General features: G+C 67.0%; 19 protein-coding genes and 1 tRNA gene. 3 read left to right on the top strand and 17 right to left on the bottom strand.

Going from position 1 to position 15,838, the window contains the following annotated elements; genetic code table 11:
- Window positions 1-363 precede the first annotated feature (363 nt).
- From E2K76_RS05835 to E2K76_RS05815, 5 genes are all read right to left on the bottom strand, one after another.
- Window positions 364-440: transfer RNA gene (locus E2K76_RS05835), tRNA-Arg, on the bottom strand.
- A gap of 99 nt (window positions 441-539) precedes the next feature.
- Window positions 540-860, bottom strand: coding sequence for a hypothetical protein (locus E2K76_RS05830; RefSeq protein WP_220432174.1), 321 nt, complete (start codon window positions 858-860; stop codon window positions 540-542).
- A gap of 5 nt (window positions 861-865) precedes the next feature.
- Complete coding sequence (locus tag E2K76_RS05825) at window positions 866-1,342, bottom strand: YaiI/YqxD family protein (RefSeq protein WP_136683329.1); 477 nt, start codon at window positions 1,340-1,342, stop codon at window positions 866-868.
- Window positions 1,335-2,165 (bottom strand): S-formylglutathione hydrolase, encoded by an 831-nt coding sequence (fghA, locus tag E2K76_RS05820; protein ID WP_136683328.1) that lies wholly within the window; start codon window positions 2,163-2,165, stop codon window positions 1,335-1,337. Before fghA ends, E2K76_RS05825 begins: the two co-directional genes overlap by 8 nt.
- Window positions 2,166-2,179: 14 nt before the next feature.
- Window positions 2,180-3,097: an AEC family transporter gene (locus tag E2K76_RS05815; RefSeq protein WP_136683327.1), complete on the bottom strand. Its 918-nt coding sequence runs from the start codon at window positions 3,095-3,097 to the stop codon at window positions 2,180-2,182.
- Window positions 3,098-3,220: 123 nt separating this feature from the next.
- On the opposite strand from E2K76_RS05815, the gene E2K76_RS05810 reads away from it, so the two are divergent.
- Window positions 3,221-4,030: a LysR family transcriptional regulator gene (locus E2K76_RS05810; protein ID WP_136683326.1), complete on the top strand. Its 810-nt coding sequence runs from the start codon at window positions 3,221-3,223 to the stop codon at window positions 4,028-4,030.
- Here the strand turns inward: E2K76_RS05810 and E2K76_RS05805 are convergent.
- Genes E2K76_RS05805 through E2K76_RS05795 form a run of 3 tightly spaced genes read right to left on the bottom strand, consistent with a single transcriptional unit; the run spans window position 4,027 to window position 6,226 of the window.
- Entirely contained in the window at window positions 4,027-4,887 is an 861-nt protein-coding gene (locus E2K76_RS05805; protein WP_136683325.1) for an OmpA family protein, read from the bottom strand. The two genes, E2K76_RS05810 and E2K76_RS05805, sit on opposite strands and share 4 nt — an antisense overlap.
- Entirely contained in the window at window positions 4,884-5,507 is a 624-nt protein-coding gene (locus tag E2K76_RS05800; protein ID WP_136683324.1) for a GNAT family N-acetyltransferase, read from the bottom strand. Before E2K76_RS05800 ends, E2K76_RS05805 begins: the two co-directional genes overlap by 4 nt.
- Window positions 5,504-6,226 (bottom strand): competence/damage-inducible protein A, encoded by a 723-nt coding sequence (locus E2K76_RS05795; protein WP_136683323.1) that lies wholly within the window; start codon window positions 6,224-6,226, stop codon window positions 5,504-5,506. Before E2K76_RS05795 ends, E2K76_RS05800 begins: the two co-directional genes overlap by 4 nt.
- A 127-nt stretch (window positions 6,227-6,353) precedes the next feature.
- Here E2K76_RS05795 and map point away from each other — a divergent pair, with 127 nt between their 5' ends.
- Window positions 6,354-7,160 (top strand): type I methionyl aminopeptidase, encoded by an 807-nt coding sequence (gene map, locus E2K76_RS05790; RefSeq protein WP_136683322.1) that lies wholly within the window; start codon window positions 6,354-6,356, stop codon window positions 7,158-7,160.
- On the opposite strand, the gene E2K76_RS05785 is transcribed toward map, so the two are convergent.
- Genes E2K76_RS05785 through E2K76_RS05775 form a run of 3 tightly spaced genes read right to left on the bottom strand, consistent with a single transcriptional unit; the run spans window position 7,154 to window position 9,476 of the window.
- Window positions 7,154-7,795, bottom strand: a complete 642-nt coding sequence (locus tag E2K76_RS05785) for an HAD family hydrolase (protein ID WP_136683321.1) — start codon at window positions 7,793-7,795, stop codon at window positions 7,154-7,156. The two genes, map and E2K76_RS05785, sit on opposite strands and share 7 nt — an antisense overlap.
- On the bottom strand, window positions 7,795-8,355 hold the full coding sequence (gene rsmD / locus E2K76_RS05780) for a 16S rRNA (guanine(966)-N(2))-methyltransferase RsmD (RefSeq protein ID WP_136683320.1): 561 nt from the start codon (window positions 8,353-8,355) through the stop codon (window positions 7,795-7,797). The genes E2K76_RS05785 and rsmD overlap by 1 nt, the downstream gene beginning before the upstream one ends.
- Window positions 8,352-9,476 carry an NAD(P)/FAD-dependent oxidoreductase gene (locus tag E2K76_RS05775; RefSeq protein WP_136683319.1) on the bottom strand — a complete coding sequence of 375 codons (1,125 nt, stop codon included), beginning with the start codon at window positions 9,474-9,476 and terminating at the stop codon, window positions 8,352-8,354. Before E2K76_RS05775 ends, rsmD begins: the two co-directional genes overlap by 4 nt.
- 77 nt (window positions 9,477-9,553) lie before the next feature.
- Here E2K76_RS05775 and E2K76_RS05770 point away from each other — a divergent pair, with 77 nt between their 5' ends.
- Window positions 9,554-10,042 carry a peroxiredoxin gene (locus tag E2K76_RS05770; RefSeq protein WP_136683318.1) on the top strand — a complete coding sequence of 163 codons (489 nt, stop codon included), beginning with the start codon at window positions 9,554-9,556 and terminating at the stop codon, window positions 10,040-10,042.
- 1 nt (window position 10,043) lies between these two features.
- Here E2K76_RS05770 and E2K76_RS05765 read toward each other — a convergent pair whose 3' ends face one another.
- The 6 genes from E2K76_RS05765 to E2K76_RS05740 are packed head-to-tail and all read right to left on the bottom strand — an operon-like array spanning window position 10,044 to window position 15,773.
- Window positions 10,044-10,322 carry a 4a-hydroxytetrahydrobiopterin dehydratase gene (locus tag E2K76_RS05765; RefSeq protein WP_246032903.1) on the bottom strand — a complete coding sequence of 93 codons (279 nt, stop codon included), beginning with the start codon at window positions 10,320-10,322 and terminating at the stop codon, window positions 10,044-10,046.
- Entirely contained in the window at window positions 10,309-11,481 is a 1,173-nt protein-coding gene (locus E2K76_RS05760) for a GNAT family N-acetyltransferase (protein ID WP_136683316.1), read from the bottom strand. The genes E2K76_RS05765 and E2K76_RS05760 overlap by 14 nt, the downstream gene beginning before the upstream one ends.
- A 30-nt stretch (window positions 11,482-11,511) precedes the next feature.
- The gene (locus E2K76_RS05755) at window positions 11,512-12,252 is read right to left on the bottom strand and encodes a glycerophosphodiester phosphodiesterase family protein (protein ID WP_136683315.1); all 741 of its coding nucleotides are present in this window, start codon (window positions 12,250-12,252) and stop codon (window positions 11,512-11,514) included.
- Window positions 12,253-12,711, bottom strand: coding sequence for a RidA family protein (locus E2K76_RS05750; RefSeq protein WP_136683314.1), 459 nt, complete (start codon window positions 12,709-12,711; stop codon window positions 12,253-12,255).
- Window positions 12,712-12,762: 51 nt separating this feature from the next.
- A complete protein-coding gene (locus E2K76_RS05745; RefSeq protein WP_136683313.1) occupies window positions 12,763-14,049 on the bottom strand; it encodes an HlyD family type I secretion periplasmic adaptor subunit in 1,287 nt (428 codons plus the stop codon).
- The gene (locus E2K76_RS05740; protein ID WP_136683312.1) at window positions 14,046-15,773 is read right to left on the bottom strand and encodes a type I secretion system permease/ATPase; all 1,728 of its coding nucleotides are present in this window, start codon (window positions 15,771-15,773) and stop codon (window positions 14,046-14,048) included. Before E2K76_RS05740 ends, E2K76_RS05745 begins: the two co-directional genes overlap by 4 nt.
- Window positions 15,774-15,838: the final 65 nt, after the last annotated feature.

The raw sequence follows: 15,838 nt of genomic DNA, 5'->3' as shown, positions 1-15,838 counted from the left end.
GAAATCTGTCCAAGGATCGGGGAGTAGCTCACCATGAGGTCGATAAACTCTGCCGATAGACGATGTGCCTCCGCCCGCAATGGCAGGGTTCCGTAAAAAAGGAGCACCGCTGCCAAGATTGGAGTAGCAAAAATGAGCAAGTAGCGGATAGCGATCATACCGGCTCCGTAGTTGAATTGTTTCCACAAGCGTAATGTGCGGAAGCAAGCGATGTCTCTGCGCCGATCATCGGCTCTCAAAGGCCAGATCCGGGATCCTTCTCGCCTTTTGCCGCACTGAGCTTGAGGCCCGCGATCTTCTCCCAATCTGGGCCAGAAATCTGACACGAACCTCGCGCTTGCTTGGAAGGCAGTGAAAGCGGTCTGGCGCCCACGGGAGGACTCGAACCCCCAACAGCCCGATTAGAAGTCGGATATTCTATCCAGTTGAATTACGTGGGCGCAGGCTGCTTTCATCGCAACTGACAGGCCGAATGTCAACACGCAGGCGGCAATGGGCGCACCGCGCAATCATATCGAAATCAATGCCTTGGCGGTTCGCTATCGCAGCGTATCCTTCAGGCGGATGTTGTTCTGGGCGTCGAATCGCTCAGCCTCGTTGCGCAGCCAGCCATTCGCCGCAGCGCTGCCGTCGCGTTCCAGCCGGCGGCGATATTCGGGGCGCACGGCCCCTGACCATTCGCGCTGCCGGGCCTCGGACTGGCGCTGGGCGCGGCGGAAACGCTGTTCGGCCAGCGGGTCCTGAACGCCCGGACGCGCCTCCAGCAGACGCGAGGTCGGGCGCGCGGTCAAAAGACCGGACGCATCCTGCGCCTGCACCGGCGATGCCAGCAGCACCAGAAGGAGAGCTTTCGCGAACATCCCCATCATGTGGGGGCGCTGCGACCGCCCGGCAAGGCTTTGGCGCGGCGCAGCGCAAGGTCCAACGCATCCAGGAACCGCGAGCGGTCGGCTTTGGAGAACGCTTTCCCCCCACCCTGCCGGAACGGATCGGCGGAACGCAGGTCGGCCATCAGATCCCGCGTCGCCAGCACGTTGCCGATATTGGCCGCCGTCAGCCCCTCGCCATTGTGGCGCAGAACCAACGCCCCCGCCGCCACGCATTTCGCGGCCAGCGGAATGTCCCCCGTCACGACGACGTCGCCCGTCCCCGCGCGTTCGGCGATCCACATGTCGGCCACGTCCGGGCCATCCGCCACGAACACGCTTTCGACCAGCGGATTGGCCGAGGGACGGATGCCGCCGTTCGACACGACGAACATCCGCACCCCATGCCGCGTCGCCACCCGCTCTGCCTCGGCCTTCACCGGGCAGGCGTCGGCGTCGATGTAAAGGTCAGTCATACAGCGCCGCGGCGTGGAAGGCGACATGCTCCTCCATGAAGGTCGAGACGAAGAAGTAGCTGTGATCGTAGCCCTTCTGCATCCGGAACGCGCCATTCTGGCGGGCAGCCATCATCGCCTCGGCCAGCGCCTCGGGGCGCAGGTTTTCAAGGAACTGGTCCGATGCGCCCTGATCGATCAGGATCGGCCCGTCGAAACCGCGCTTCTTCATCAGCAGCGTCGCGTCATGGGGCGCCCATTTCGCCTCGTCTGCGCCCAGATAGGCCGCGAACTGCTTGCGGCCCCAGTCCGATTGCGTCGGGTTGGCGATGGGCGCAAAGGCGGAAACCGAACGGAAACGGCCCGGAAAGCTCATCGCGATGGTCAGCGCGCCATGGCCGCCCATCGAATGTCCGGTGATGCCCTGACGGCCCTCGTCCAGCGGGAAGGTCTTGAACAGCAGCTCGGGCAATTCCTGCGTGACGTAATCCCACATGCGGAAATGCTTGGACCACGGCGCCTCGGTCGCGTTGACATAGAAGCCCGCCCCCTGCCCCAGATCATAGGCGTCGTCGTTGGGCACATCCGCGCCGCGCGGCGATGTGTCGGGAAAGACCAGCGCGATCCCTTCGGCCGCCGCCCATTTCTGCGCGCCCGCCTTCACCATCGCGTTTTCATGCGTGCAGGTCAGGCCCGACAGATACCACAGCACGGGAACGGGATCATGCTCGGCCTCTTCGGGCAGGAACAGCCCGAAGGTCATCTCGCCCCCCGTCACGTCGGATGCGTGGCTATAGACGCCCTGCACACCGCCAAAGGCCCGGTTCTCGGATATGGTCTTCATCGCTCGCTCCTCTTTCAGCCCGTCACGGCGCCGATCACCGCGGTGACGGTCAGCACGCTTGCCGTCGTCGACAGAAGGATTGCCGCAGACACGCGCTGTGGTGCAACCCCGTAAGCCTCGGCCATCATGAAGACGTTGCCCGCCACCGGCAAGGATGCGGCTGCAATCATGACACTGGCGGCGAAGGGGTCCACCGAAAGCATGAGGCAGGCCGCCGCCACTGCCGCCGGGTGCAGCGCCAGCTTGCAGAAGGACAGCCAGCCCGCCACCTGCCAGCGCGCCGCGCTGCCGGCGGCAAGCGAGATGCCGATGGCGAACAGCGCCCCCGGGGTGGCCGCAGCGCCAAGGATCGACAAAAGATCGTGCAGCGGGGCCGGGATCGGCAGCCCGCCCGCCGACCATGCCATCCCGGCAAGGATCGACATGACCATCGGATTGCCTGCCAGACCGCGGAGCAATGTCCGCCCCGCCCCCTGCCCGCCGCCACGCTGGCTGGCGATGATCAGCGTGAACAGCGATCCGAACAGCACGATATCCACCGTCAGGATCAAAAGCACTGGCCCCGCCGCCTGCGCCCCCAGAAGCGCGACGAGCATGGGAATGCCCAGAAACCCCAGATTGCCGATCGTTGCGCATTGCGCCTCGACCGTCGCCTCGTCGGTGCGGCAGCCACGCAGGCGCGAAATGGCGAAGACCAGCGTATAAAGCCCGCCCGTCGCGACGACATAGGCCACAACCATCCGGGCCGAGAATATCTGGCCCAGCGGCAAATCCACCGCAAAACCGAACAACAGAGCGGGCAGCGCGAACCAGAATACGAAACGGTTGAGCACCGCGCCCCCGCCCTCGCCCAGGAAACGGGCCCGCCCCGCGGCAAACCCAAGCGCGATGATGGCAAAGAAGGGCAGCGTCTTGAGGAATATGGCAAGCATGACACGATCCTGTTCCATGCACGGGCCGCAGATGCAAGCCGTGCCGAATTCAGCCAGCACACTTCCCCATTCCTGCCCCATTTGTGGACGATAACCGCCTTATTTAAGCAATTGGATTTCAGCATGGACCGACTGACCGAGATGGAAGCCTTTGCCATGGTCGTGGATCAGGGCGGCTTCACCGATGCGGCGCGCAAGATGGGCATCTCGAAATCCGCGGTCTCCAAACATGTCTCGTCGCTGGAAGCGCGGCTTGGCGCGCGGCTGCTGGACCGCACGACGCGCAAGGTCGCGCCGACCGCGATCGGTCTGGCCTATTACGACCGCGCCCGCCGCCTGCTGTTCGACGCGGTAGAGGCCGATGCGCTGGTCGCCGCGATGGGTGGTGCACCCGCCGGACATCTTCGCGTGGCAGTGGCAAGCGATATCGGCGCCTGCCTGCTGGTGCCGGTTCTGGGCGATTTCATGGACAGCCATCCCGGCATAACCATCGCGATCGCCCCGGATGACGGGCAGACCGAACGGCACGATCTGTGCATCCGCATCGGCGGCGCGTCCGAGGGGATGACCATCCGCGCGCTTGCCCAGACCACGCGGCTGCTGGTCGCCGCACCGGGTTACTTCCAGCGCCACGGCCGGCCCCTCGCCCCCGAGGATCTGGCCACGCACCGGATGCTTCAACGCCTGCCGGGACGGGCGCTGCCATCGCTTGCGCTGGAGGATGGACGCATGTGCCTCGACGCCGCCATCGCTGGTCTGGGCATCGCATGGCTTCCCGATTTCCTGTGCCGCAGCGCCCTGGACAACGGGTTGGTCGAGGAGGCGATCCCCTGCCACCGCCCCGCCCCCGAGCCGATCAACGCGATCCACCGCAAGGATGCGCCCAAGGTGCAGGTTCTGCTCGACTTCCTTGGCGAAAGGCTGGCGGCCTAGTCGCGGATGACCTCGACCCGGCGGTTGCGGGCGCGGCCTTCGTCGGTCGCGTTGGTGTCGCGGGGTGCAAGATAGCCCACGCCCTGCGCGTCGATCCGCGAAGGATCGATACCGTCCGCCACCAGCCAGTCGCGCACCGCCTCGGCCCGCTGGCGCGAGACGGCGATATTCGCTTCCAGCGCGCCCGAGGCATCGGTATGCCCCACCAGCGTGATCCGGCGGGCCGGGTTCGCACGCATCCAGTCGGCCAGACCCTGAAGGGCGGGCTGATCGCCCGAAAGCGTCGCCGCCCCGCTGTCGAAGGCCAACCCCTCCAGCACCTCGGCCCCCGCCACCTGCACGGGTGGGGCCGGTTCCGCCGCCGGACGCGTTGCAGGTGCGCCCGATTGGGTCGCCGCAACCATCTGCACGAATCCAAGGCTGGCGGTCCGGCTGACCATCAGGCTGATCCGCTCGGCCCCCTTGCGGGCCGAAAGATAGCGGAAATCGCCAAGGTCCACATGCATCTCCGGTTCGGGGAACAGGTCCAGCCGATAGCGGAAATCGTAGCCACCGCAGCTATCCGTCTCGCATTCGAACAGAAGGTCCCAGCCATCGGCCCCAAGCGCATCGCGGATCGGTGCAAGGATCGACAGGGTGGAGAATCCCACCGGCGGCTCGATCCGCCAAGCGGTATGGGTGATCCGCCCCTCGACCCGGTCCTGCGGAAATTCGACCTCGGTCCAGGCGGCCAGAGGTTGGGCAAAGCTGCCGAAATCCTCGGATACCGACAGGGTGACGGTGGACGGCCCCGGAAATTCCGGCGTGAAGGCCATCGCGGGCGATGCGGCCAGAAGGGCAAGGACCAGCAGCCTCATCCCCGCTCCCGATAGTGGTAGTGGCTTGCCTGAACCATCCCCGCCTTTTCATACAATGTGCGGGCGGGCTGGTTGGCGCGGGTGACCGCCAGCGCCAGATCGCGCGCGCCCTGACGGCCCGCCCATTCCGCCGCGCCCTGCAACAGACGCAGGCCAAGGCCCTGCCGCCGCGCATCCGGCGCAACCTCGACCGCGTGGATCATCGCGATATCGCCATCCACGGCGACGAAAGCCGCGCCGCCCGGCACGGTCAGCGCCGCCCCCCGCGCCCGTTCCATCACCGCAACCCGCGCCGGACCGATCCCGCCCGCAGCCCAGATCGCCAAAGCCTCGGGCGACGGCGGCCACGCGGCCTCCACCGCCGCGCCCGTCAGCACGGCCACGGGGGCGGTATAGATCAACGTCGGATCGACGATGGCATAGGCCGCCAGCGCCGCATCCAGCGCCTCCTCGTCCGGCCGGATCATCACCAGCGCCGGAAAGCTGCCATCCACGTCGCCGTCCAGCGTGGCCGCGGACACGCGCTTGCCGCCCCCCGCGCCGTCACGCAGGGTCCACGGCCCCTCGCGCCAGCGCCGCGCCGGGGGCCATGTCGCCTCCATCGCCGCCAGAAGCCTCATGCCGGGAACAGCGCCGCCAGCCGCGTCATCGCCTCGGAAATGCGCCCCGGTTCGGTTCCGCGGATCACGAGATTCGTGCCTACCGCGCCGTTCTGCACGAAAGGATAGCTGCCCATCGACAGGTCCGGATATTCGGCGGCCAACGCGGCAAAGCCTTCGGCGATCTCGCCCTCGCCCCGGTCGACCCGCAGCGTCTGGCTCAAAAGCGGCTTGCCGCCGGTCAGGGTCGGCAACACCCCGGCCAGCATCGCCTGAAACACATCCGGCACCCCCGCCATCACATGCACATTGGCGATGGTGAACCCCGGCGCGACGGAAACCGGATTGTCGATCAGCGTGGCCGTATCGGGAATACGGGCCATGCGCTGGCGGGCCTCGTTGAACTCCCGCCCCGTGCGGGCATAGAAATCGGCCATCAGCGCGCGCGCATCGTCCCGCACGCCGATATGCACGCCGAACGCCCGCGCCACGGCATCCGCGGTGATGTCGTCATGCGTCGGCCCGATCCCGCCCGAGGTGAACACGTGATCGAACGCCGCCCGCAGCGCATCCAGCGCGCCCACGATGGCCGCATCCTCGTCAGGCACGAAGCGCACTTCGCGCAGGTCGATCCCATGCGCGGAAAGCTCTTTGGCCAGATGGTGGGCGTTGCTGTCGCGGGTGCGGCCCGACAGGATCTCGTCCCCGATGACCAGCATTGCGGCGGTGGGATTGGGCATGCGTCGCATCCTTTCGCGTCCTTGGAAGGGTATAGGACGCGGCTTGCCCGGTTCCAAGGGGGCGGGGTCTGGCAAATCCGGGCGCTGGCGACTATCTTTGCGGGCAGCAACGACAAGGACAAGACCGTTGGACGACACCCGAGGCCGCATCACCCGCAATGGCATCCGCATCTATGAAGACGCGGACTTCGCCGGAATGCGCAAGGCGGGCGAATATGCCGCCCGGATTCTGGACGACGTGGCCGCGCTGGTCGTGCCCGGTGCAACCACCGCCGCGCTGGACGATTTCATCCGGGCCGAGATCGAACGCCACGGCGTCACCTCGGCCACCATCGGCTACAAGGGATACCAGCACGCGTCCTGCATTTCGGTGAACCATGTGGTCTGCCACGGCATTCCGGGGCCGAAAGTGCTGTCGGACGGCGATATCCTGAACATCGACGTGACGGTGATCGTGGATGGCTGGTTCGGCGACAGCAGCCGGATGTATGTGGCCGGCAACCTGCCCCGCAAGGCGGAACGGCTGATCCAGGTGACCCATGATGCGCTGATGGTCGGGATCGAGGCGGTGCGCCCCGGCGCGACCTTCGGCGATATCGGCCATGCGATCCAGACCTATGTCGAGGCGAATCGCATGTCGGTCGTGCGCGACTTCTGCGGCCACGGCCTTGGCCGAGTGTTCCACGCCCCGCCGAACGTGCTGCATTACGGCCGCGCCGGAACCGGCGCCGTGCTGGAGGAAGGCATGTTCTTCACGATCGAGCCGATGGTGAACCTCGGCCGCCCCGAGACGAAAGTGCTGGCCGACGACTGGACCGCCGTGACCCGCGACAAGTCGCTTTCGGCGCAGTTCGAACATTCGGTCGGCGTGACGGCAGATGGGTGCGAGATCTTCACCCTGTCCCCCGCCGGAAAGTTCCACCCGACCTATTGAAGCAGCAGGGCGGGCAGGTATTCCATCCGCCGGAAGACCCGCGCGCCCTCGGCCTCCAGCTTCGCTCCGCCCTCGGGGGCATAGGCAAAGCAGCGCATCCCGGCCAGACGGGCGGCGCGCGCGCCGGTCGGGCTGTCCTCGATCACCGCGCAATCGACCGCATCCACACCAAGGAACTGCGCGACGTGGCGATAAAGCCCCGGATCGGGCTTGGGCATGTTCAACTCCTGCCCCGAGAACAGCCGTCCCTTCAGCCGCCGCATGACGCCGGGATGCTGGCCCAGCGTCGTCAGCATCTTTTCCGTGGTCCCGTTCGACCCGACCGCATAGGGCACCCCCGCCGCATCCAGCGCGTCCAGCACCTGCGGGATGCCCTCGATCAGCGGCACCCCACGCGCCAGCCGGGCATAGAGCCGGTCATAGAAGGTCTTCACCCAGTTTTCCGGCAGGGCCGCACCAAGCTGCCGCGCCTCGCGGAAGACACCGGGGATGGTGCCGCCAAGAAACAGCGGCTCCAGTTCCGCCGGGGTCAGGGCCAACCCCGCCTCGGCCAGATCCTCGGCCAGCATGCGGAAGGTTTCGGGCTCGCTGTCCACCAGAACGCCGTCGCAATCGAAGATGACCGCCTTGAACATCATGCCCTCCGCAAGATCGTGACCACCGTGTCACCGTAGCTGCGCTGATCCAGGACGTCCAACCCCGCCGGCACGTCCGGGGCCGCGCCCTCCTCCCAGACGATCAGCGCATCGTCAGTCAGCCAGCCGCCCTCGATGCAGGATGCCAGCGCCCGCTCGCCCAAGGCCTTGCCATAGGGCGGATCAAGGAACACCACGTCATACCCCGCCCCCCGGTTCGGCCCCATCTTCGTCGCGTCCCGGCGATAGATGTCGGTGACGCCCCCCGTCCGCGTGATCTCCACATTGCGGCGCAGCAGCCCGCGCGAGGTCACACCGTCATCCACGAAAGTCGCCCGCGCCGCGCCGCGCGAGATCGCCTCCAGCCCCAGCGCGCCGGTTCCCGCGAACAGGTCCAGCACCCGTGCATCGCGTAACGGATCGCCATAGCCACCATTGACCAGCAGGTTGAAGATCGCCTCGCGCACCCGGTCGGAAGTGGGGCGCAGATGCGCCGCCGCGTCTCCCTCGCCCACTGGCGCCAGATGGGTGCCGCGGAACTTGCCGCCGACGATCCTCATAGCAGCACCTTCAGATCCGCCGCATCCGGGATCAGCGCCGGGTCGGGCGAACGCCCCGCCTCCAGCAGCCGTTTCGCCACCATGAAGGCGCGCGGGTCGTTCATCGCATCCACCGCCAGCAACTCGGCCCCGCGGTAATACCACAGCGACAGGCCGGTGCCGGAATGGCGTTCGACCACGCGGTCATGCCCGGTGCCGAGGCCGACGATCTGGAGCTTCACGTCATACTGGTCCGACCAGAACCACGGCACGGGGGAGTATTCGCGGCCCGCGCCCATGATGTTCGCCGCCACCAGTTCCGCCTGATCGATGGCGTTCTGCACCGATTCCAGCCGGACGCGCCCGCCGCGCCAAGGGAAGGAAGCGCAATCACCCGCCGCCCAGATGCCATCCACGACCCGGCCCCGCGCATCCGCCGCGATGCCGTTGTCGATGGGCAGACCCGCCGCCTCGGCCAGCGCCGTCGCGGGCTGGATGCCGATGCCCGCGATGACGAAATCCGCCGCCGCCATCTGCGCCTCGGTCACTGGCGCGCCCTCGACGATCTCGACCCCGTGCTTGCGGTGCAGGTCGCGAAAGAACTCTGCCGTGCGTTCGGATGCGACGCGGTTCAGGATGCGCGGCGCGGCCTCCACCAGCGTGACGCGCAGGCCCAGCTTGGCCGCCACCGCCGCCGCCTCCAGCCCCACGTAACCGCCGCCGACGATCAGCACCCGTCGCCCCGGCGCGAATTCGTGACGCATCCGGTCCACGTCGGCCAGCGTCCGCACGGGATAGGCCCCCGGCAGCACCCGCGCGACCGAACCCGTGGTCAGCGCCAGATGGTCGAACGGGATCGCGTCATTGCCGACCGTCACCACCCGCGCCTGCCGGTCCAGCGCGGTCACGGGCGCCCCAAGACGCAGGTCGATCCCATTCTCGGCAAAGAAGGCGTCGCCGCGCAGGGTCAGCCGGTCCACGCCCATGTCGCCCAGCAGGTATCCCTTGGACAAGGGCGGGCGCTGATAGGGCGGCACCGCTTCCTCGCCGATCAGGGTGATGGTGCCGTCATGGCCCAGCGCGCGCAGCTTCGCCGCCAGCGCGACCCCGGCCTGCCCGGCCCCTACCACCACGACCTTCATCGCATTTTTCCTTTTCTCGCGTGCGGGATAGAGCCTATAACCCCAGACGACGGAAACGCAACGCGCGAGGATCTTCCATGACGATTTCCAAAGGCGACCGCCTGCCCGGCGCCACCCTTGTCCGCTTCGGCAATTCCGGGGTCGAAAAGGTCGATCTGGCCCAGCACATCAAGGGCCGCAGCGTCGTGATCTTCGCCGTGCCCGGCGCTTTCACCCCGACCTGCCACACCGCCCATATCCCAAGCTTCATCCGCACCAAGGACAGCTTCGACGCCAAGGGCGTGGACGAGATCATCTGCGTTTCGGTCAACGACCCCTTCGTGATGAAGGCATGGGGCGAGACGACCGGCGCGACCGAGGCGGGCATCACCCTGCTGGGCGACCCCACGGGCGAATTCACGCAGGAACTGGGCCTTGCCTTTGATGCGCCCGCCGCCGGCCTGATGGGTCGCTCGCGCCGCTATGCGATGCATGTCGTCGATGGCGAAGTGCGCGTGCTGCATCTGGAGGAATCCCCCGGCACCTGCGAAACCTCGGGCGGCGAGGCGCTGCTTCTGGCCATCTGACCTATTGCGCGGCGAGGGCGTCCATCCTCGCCGCCAGCTTCACATCCTTGGCGGTCAGCCCGCCCGCCGAATGCGTCGTCAGCCGCACATCCACCCGGCGATGGCTGTTCGACCAATCCGGGTGATGGTCCAGCTTTTCCGCCCAAAGCGCGACGCGGGCCATGAAGCCGAACGCCTCGTTGAAATCGTCGAAGCTGAAGCTTTTGGCGATGGCGTCCCCTTCCACAAGCCAGCCGTTTTCGATCAGCGGTTGCAGGGTCGATCTGTCAAATGCGGTCATCGGCATCCTCGCTGGCCTTGCGGAACGGACCATAGGCGGTCAGAACCTCTATCTCCTCGTCCACCGCATGACGTTCGGCCTGAAGATATTGCGCGACCGCCGCGCGGAATCCCGGATCGGCGATCCAGTGCAGCGAATGCACCTCGGTCGGAAGATAGCCGCGGGCCAGCTTGTGTTCGCCCTGCGCCCCCGCCTCGACCCGTTGCAACCCTTGCGCGATCGCCCAATCCATCGCCTGATAATAACACAGCTCGAAATGCAGGAAAGGATGATGCTCGCTCGCGCCCCAGTAACGCCCGTAAAGCGTATCGCGCCCGATGAAATTGAGCGCCCCGGCGATGGGCACCCCGTCCCGTTCGGCCAGCACCAGCAGAATGTCATCGGCCATCGTCTCGTGGATGCGGTCGAAGAAGGCGCGGGTCAGATAGGGGCTGCCCCATTTGCGCGACCCGGTATCCTGATAGAAGTGCCAGAACGCATCCCAATGTTCGGGCCGAAGATCCGCCCCGGTCAGGGCGCGGATGGTGCCGCCGAAGCCCTGTGCCGCCTCGCGTTCCTTGCGGATCATCTTGCGTTTGCGCGAGGAGAGGTCGGCAAGGAACGCATCGAAGCTGGCATAGCCCCGGTTCTCCCAATGGAACTGCCGCGTTACGCGGTGCATCAGCTCGCCGGTCTCCGCCTCGTCCTCGGTGCAGAAGGTGACGTGGACCGAAGACAGCCCGTTCTGCTCGGCCAGTTGCGTCGCGCCCTGGATCAGCGCCGCCCGCCCCTGCGCCTCCAGCCCCGGCAGGGTAAGGAACCGCCGCCCCGTCGCGGGCGTGAAGGGCACCGCGATCTGCAGCTTGGGGTAATACTGCCCGCCTGCACGTTCATAGGCGTCGGCCCAGTTGAAATCGAAGATGTATTCGCCCTGGCTGTGGCTTTTGACGTAAAGCGGCGCGGCGGCGATGGGTTGCCCTTCCAGCCGTGCGATCAGGGGCCGGGGCTGCCAGCCGGTGCCGCGCCCGGTCGATCCGCTTCTCTCCAGCGCCAGCAGGAAACGGTGGGTGGTGAACGGGTCCAAAGGCCGCCCCGGTTCGGGGCAGGCCAGCGCGTCCCAGTCTTCGGCGGGGATCGCGGCAATGGAAGGATGGGCGGTGACTTCGATCTCGGCACTCATTCGCCAAGACTGGCGCATGGGCGGGCATGGTCAAGCGGGTTTCGCCGCGGCATAGCCCTCGAAAGTCACGTTGTCGGCAATCAGCCGCGCCTCGTCCTCGGCCTCTTGCGATCGGATGGTCCAGGACAGGATCGCCGCGCCCTGCGCCTGAAGCTCCGCCACCCGCGCGCGGGCCAGATCCTTCGCCTCGTGCGAGATGAAGCTGGCCTCCACCCGGTCATAATCCGGAATCTCGCGCAGCAGATCGCAGGTCGCATGCGACAGCGGCGCCCAGTCGTCGTAGTCATAGGCCGAGGTCGTGATCCCGCGCGGCACGGTCGGGGCCAGCCGCGCCATGATCGCCACCGATTCCGGGTTGAACCCCATCACCGCGACCGGGCCGACATAGGTTGCCAGCGCATCGGCCGTCGCCTGTTCCAGCCGCCCGTCGAACGAGGTCTGGTCCTTGATCTCGATCAGCAGCGGCACGCGGCCTGCGACGATCTCCAGCACTTCGGGCAGGGTCGGGATGGTTTCGCCATTGGCCAGCCGCGCCGTCGACAGGTCCGCCGACCGCAGCGGGCCGGTCTGGTCCGTCAGCCGGTCCAGATCATCGTCGTGGAAGACCATTGCCTGCCCGTCCGCCGACAGTTGCAGGTCGATCTCGATGGCATATCCCGCCTCCGCCGCCGCAAGGACCGCCGCGCGAGAGTTCTCCGGCACCCCCGGACCGTGCAGCGCACGATGGGCGACGGGATAGCGCAGGAAGGCGGGGGGAAGCGGGATGCGCATTCAGGCGATCTCGAAGATCGCTTCGATCTCCACCGCGACGCCGAAGGGCAGGCTGGCGGCAGAGACGGCGGACCGGGCATGGCGTCCCTTGTCGCCCAGCACTTCGACGAGGAAATCCGAAGCGCCGTTGATGACCTTGGGCTGGTCGGTGAAATCGGGGGTGGAGTTCACGAAACCTGTCAGCTTCACCACCCGAACCAGCCGTTCCAGATCGCCGCCCGTCGCGCGTTTCAGCTGCGACAGCAGGCTGATCGCACAGCGTTTTGCCGCCGCCGCCCCGGCCTCGATGTGCAGCGTGTCGCCCAGCTTGCCGGTGATCAGCCCGCCCTCGGTTTGCGAGATCTGCCCCGAGACATGCACCAGATTGCCGGTCACGACGAAGGGCACATAGTTCGCGGCAGGGGCCGGTGCGTCGGGCAGGGTCACGCCCAGTTCGGCAAGGCGGCTTTCAATGGTCATCGTAATCTCCTGTCATTGCGGACGCGACGCTAGCGCGGCCCCCGCGCGGCTTCAACTCTCGCGCATCGCGCGGGCGAAGTAATCGCTCAGCGGTTTGACCAGATAGGCAATCGGCGTGCGCTGCCCCGTCTGGATGAAACTTTCGACCGGCATGCCGGGGATCAGCACCAGATCGGTCAGCTTCTCCACCTCGCCCTCGTTCGGCACGATCTCGGCCCGGTAATAGCTTTGGCCGGTCTGCTCGTCCGTCAGCGCATCGGCCGATACGAAGACCACATGCCCGTCCAGTTCCGGCGTCGTGCGCGAGGGGAAGGCCGAGAAGACCAGCCGCACCGCCTGCCCCGGATGCACCTCGTCCACATGGATCGTCGGAATCTGGGATGTGATGACCAGCGGGCGGTCCTGCGGGATCAGATACAGCACCGGATCGGCGGCGCGCAGCACGGCGCGCGGCGTCGTGACCGCAAGGTTCAGCACGATGCCCGACACGGGGGCGCGAATCTCCAGCCGGGTCAGCTTCTGCTTCAGCGCGCGCCGGCGTTCGGCCAGCTCCAACTCCTGATAGGCGAAGTCGCGCAGTTGGGTGATCGCCTCCTCGCGCCGGGCAGACCCCAGACGCAGAATCTCGATCTCGGTTTCGGTGATGCGAGTCTCGGCCTCGGCGCGGCTGGCGGTCAGCGATCCGACCTCGCCCGAGAGGCGGGCCTGTTCGCGCTGCAAGGCCAGCACGCGCGACACTTCGGCCAGACCGCGCTCGAACAGGCCCTGCTGCGCCGCGAGCTCCTGCTGGATCAGCGTCAGCTGGATCGCCAGCGCCGCCTTTTGCGCGTCGATCCCGTCGATCTGGCTGCGGGTCTGATCCACGCGGCGCCCAAGCTGATCCACCTGCTGTGCCAAGGTTGCGCGGCGGGACTCGAACAGCTTCACCTGCCCGTCCATCAACTCGCGCACTTCGGGCCGTGTTTCCGCGATCAGCTCCAGATCGGGCAGGAATTGCACCTCCGCCTCGTCCCGTTCCGCCTCCAGCCGTCCGCGCCGGGCTTGCAGTTCGAACAGTTGCCCTTCGACGATGGCAAGTTCCGATTGCAGGTCCGACCCGTCCAGCGCCACCAGAAGATCGCCCGCCTGCACCGATTGCCCTTCGATCACCGCGATCTGTTCGACCACGCCGCCATCGGGATGCTGCACGATCTGGCGGTTCTGCTGCACCTGTATCTGGCCCGGCGCAACGATCGCCCCCGCGATATGCGTGGCCGAGGCCCAGACCCCGAAGCCCCCGACCAAAAGCGCCAGGGTGATGCCGCCCAGAAGCAGCGGACCGCGTGCCGACCAGTTCATGCCGCACCTCCGGGACGCACCAGATCGGTGTGGTTCTTGACCACCTCGCGCAGCACCGCATCGCGCGGGCCGAAGGCGCGGCGGCCGCCCTCCTCCATCACCAAGAGCAGATCGCATTCCTGTATAGCCGCCGGGCGGTGCGCCATGATCAGCACCGCGCCCCCCGCCTCCTTGACCGACCGGATCGCAGCGTTCAGCGCCATCGACCCTTCGTTGTCCAGATTCGAGTTCGGCTCGTCCAGCACCAGAAAGACCGGATCGCCATACATCGCCCGCGCCAGCCCGATGCGCTGCACCTGCCCGCCCGACAGCCGCCCGCCCAGCGCCGAGACGCGCGAATCGTAACCGTCGGGCAGGCGCAGGATCATGTCATGCGCCGCTGCCTTCTTCGCCGCCTCGACCACCTTGGCCGGGTTCGCACCGTCCTGAAGGCGGGCGATGTTTTCCGCGATCGTCCCCTCGAACAAGGTCACGCGCTGCGGCAGATAGCCGATGTAGCTGCCCAGCACGTCCGGGTCGAACTGGTCCAGCGTCGCCCCGTCCAGCCGGATCTTGCCCGCCGCCGGGGTCCACACCCCGATCAACGCCCGCGCCAGCGAGGATTTCCCCGACCCCGACGGCCCGATCACGCCCAAGGCCTGCCCCGGCTGCATCCCGAAGGTGACGGACCGCAGCACCGGCGTCTGGCTGCCCGGAGGCACCACCGTCAGCCCCTGGACGTCCAGCAGCGCCTTGGGACGCGGCAGCGCGGTGCGCGGCGCCTCGGCCGGTTGGCGGGACAGCAGGCGGGTCAGACGGTCCCACCCTTCGCGCCCGCGGCTGACGGTCGCCCATTGGCCGATGGCCGTCTCGATCGGGGCCAGCGCGCGGCCCATCATGATGGAACTGGCGATCATCACCCCCGCGCTGAGCCCATCGGTCAGCACCAGATAGGCGCCAAGGCCCAGCATCGCCGATTGCAGGATCATCCGCAGCGTCTTGGTCAGGGTGCTGAAGCCCCCCGTCACATCCGCAGCCCGCACGCCCTGCGCCAGCGCCTCGGCCCGCGCGACCTGCCAGCGGCGAAACCCGGCGGACGTCATGCCCAGCGCCTGAATCGCCTCGGATTCGGCCTTAAGGTTCTCGGCCATCCGTTCGGCCTGAATGCCCAGCATGGACGCGCGCTGCATCGGCGCTTCGGACATGCGCTGATTCAGCAGGGTCACGACGACCAGAACCGCGCCGCCCCCCACCGCCAGCCAGCCCAGCGCCGGGTGGAACAGGAACACGGCGGCAGCAAAGATCGGCGTCCACGGCAGATCGAACAGCGCCAGAAGCACGGGCGAGCCCCAAAGCCGCTGCACCGATTCCAGATCACGCTGCGCCGCGATGGCGCTGCTGTCCCCCGGGGCCAGCGACAGCCGCCGCATCGCCGCGCGAAACACCCGCAGATCCAGCCGATCCTGAAAACCGGCACCGATTCGCGCCATGATCCGCCCGCGGGCGTAATCCAGAATGCCCATCGCGACAAACATTCCCGCCGCGATCAGCGACACCGCGACCAGCGTTTCCTCGGACCGGCTGGCCAGCACGCGGTCATAGACCTGCAGCATGTAAAGGGGCCCGGTCAGCATCAACAGATTGGTAAAAACCGAGAAAAGCAGCACGGATGACAGCAGCCCGTGCGACACACCCCGCGCCTTGCGCAACTCTCGCCGTCCGGCTCTGACGTCTTCCTGATCCATAGCGCCCGCTTCTATCCGAGGGATCGTGTCACTGGCGTGACATCCTTCACCGTTGTCATTCCCGT

This window comes from Falsirhodobacter xinxiangensis, from assembly GCF_004959935.1.
Lineage (GTDB): Bacteria > Pseudomonadota > Alphaproteobacteria > Rhodobacterales > Rhodobacteraceae > Falsirhodobacter > Falsirhodobacter xinxiangensis.
Note: the sequence above shows the minus strand (reverse complement) of the source record. Positions and strands in the feature narration are given on the sequence as shown.

What these genes read in the sequence shown, in the direction of transcription:
- E2K76_RS05830 (WP_220432174.1), bottom strand. Translation starts at nt 860, where the DNA reads ATGTTCGCGAAAGCTCTCCTTCTGGTGCTGCTGGCATCGCCGGTGCAG.
- E2K76_RS05825 (WP_136683329.1), bottom strand. Translation starts at nt 1,342, where the DNA reads ATGACTGACCTTTACATCGACGCCGACGCCTGCCCGGTGAAGGCCGAG.
- fghA (WP_136683328.1), bottom strand. Translation starts at nt 2,165, where the DNA reads ATGAAGACCATATCCGAGAACCGGGCCTTTGGCGGTGTGCAGGGCGTC.
- E2K76_RS05815 (WP_136683327.1), bottom strand. Translation starts at nt 3,097, where the DNA reads ATGCTTGCCATATTCCTCAAGACGCTGCCCTTCTTTGCCATCATCGCG.
- E2K76_RS05810 (WP_136683326.1), top strand. Translation starts at nt 3,221, where the DNA reads ATGGACCGACTGACCGAGATGGAAGCCTTTGCCATGGTCGTGGATCAG.
- E2K76_RS05805 (WP_136683325.1), bottom strand. Translation starts at nt 4,887, where the DNA reads ATGAGGCTGCTGGTCCTTGCCCTTCTGGCCGCATCGCCCGCGATGGCC.
- E2K76_RS05800 (WP_136683324.1), bottom strand. Translation starts at nt 5,507, where the DNA reads ATGAGGCTTCTGGCGGCGATGGAGGCGACATGGCCCCCGGCGCGGCGC.
- E2K76_RS05795 (WP_136683323.1), bottom strand. Translation starts at nt 6,226, where the DNA reads ATGCCCAATCCCACCGCCGCAATGCTGGTCATCGGGGACGAGATCCTG.
- E2K76_RS05785 (WP_136683321.1), bottom strand. Translation starts at nt 7,795, where the DNA reads ATGTTCAAGGCGGTCATCTTCGATTGCGACGGCGTTCTGGTGGACAGC.
- rsmD (WP_136683320.1), bottom strand. Translation starts at nt 8,355, where the DNA reads ATGAGGATCGTCGGCGGCAAGTTCCGCGGCACCCATCTGGCGCCAGTG.
- E2K76_RS05775 (WP_136683319.1), bottom strand. Translation starts at nt 9,476, where the DNA reads ATGAAGGTCGTGGTGGTAGGGGCCGGGCAGGCCGGGGTCGCGCTGGCG.
- E2K76_RS05770 (WP_136683318.1), top strand. Translation starts at nt 9,554, where the DNA reads ATGACGATTTCCAAAGGCGACCGCCTGCCCGGCGCCACCCTTGTCCGC.
- E2K76_RS05765 (WP_246032903.1), bottom strand. Translation starts at nt 10,322, where the DNA reads ATGACCGCATTTGACAGATCGACCCTGCAACCGCTGATCGAAAACGGC.
- E2K76_RS05760 (WP_136683316.1), bottom strand. Translation starts at nt 11,481, where the DNA reads ATGAGTGCCGAGATCGAAGTCACCGCCCATCCTTCCATTGCCGCGATC.
- E2K76_RS05755 (WP_136683315.1), bottom strand. Translation starts at nt 12,252, where the DNA reads ATGCGCATCCCGCTTCCCCCCGCCTTCCTGCGCTATCCCGTCGCCCAT.
- E2K76_RS05750 (WP_136683314.1), bottom strand. Translation starts at nt 12,711, where the DNA reads ATGACCATTGAAAGCCGCCTTGCCGAACTGGGCGTGACCCTGCCCGAC.
- E2K76_RS05745 (WP_136683313.1), bottom strand. Translation starts at nt 14,049, where the DNA reads ATGAACTGGTCGGCACGCGGTCCGCTGCTTCTGGGCGGCATCACCCTG.
- E2K76_RS05740 (WP_136683312.1), bottom strand. Translation starts at nt 15,773, where the DNA reads ATGGATCAGGAAGACGTCAGAGCCGGACGGCGAGAGTTGCGCAAGGCG.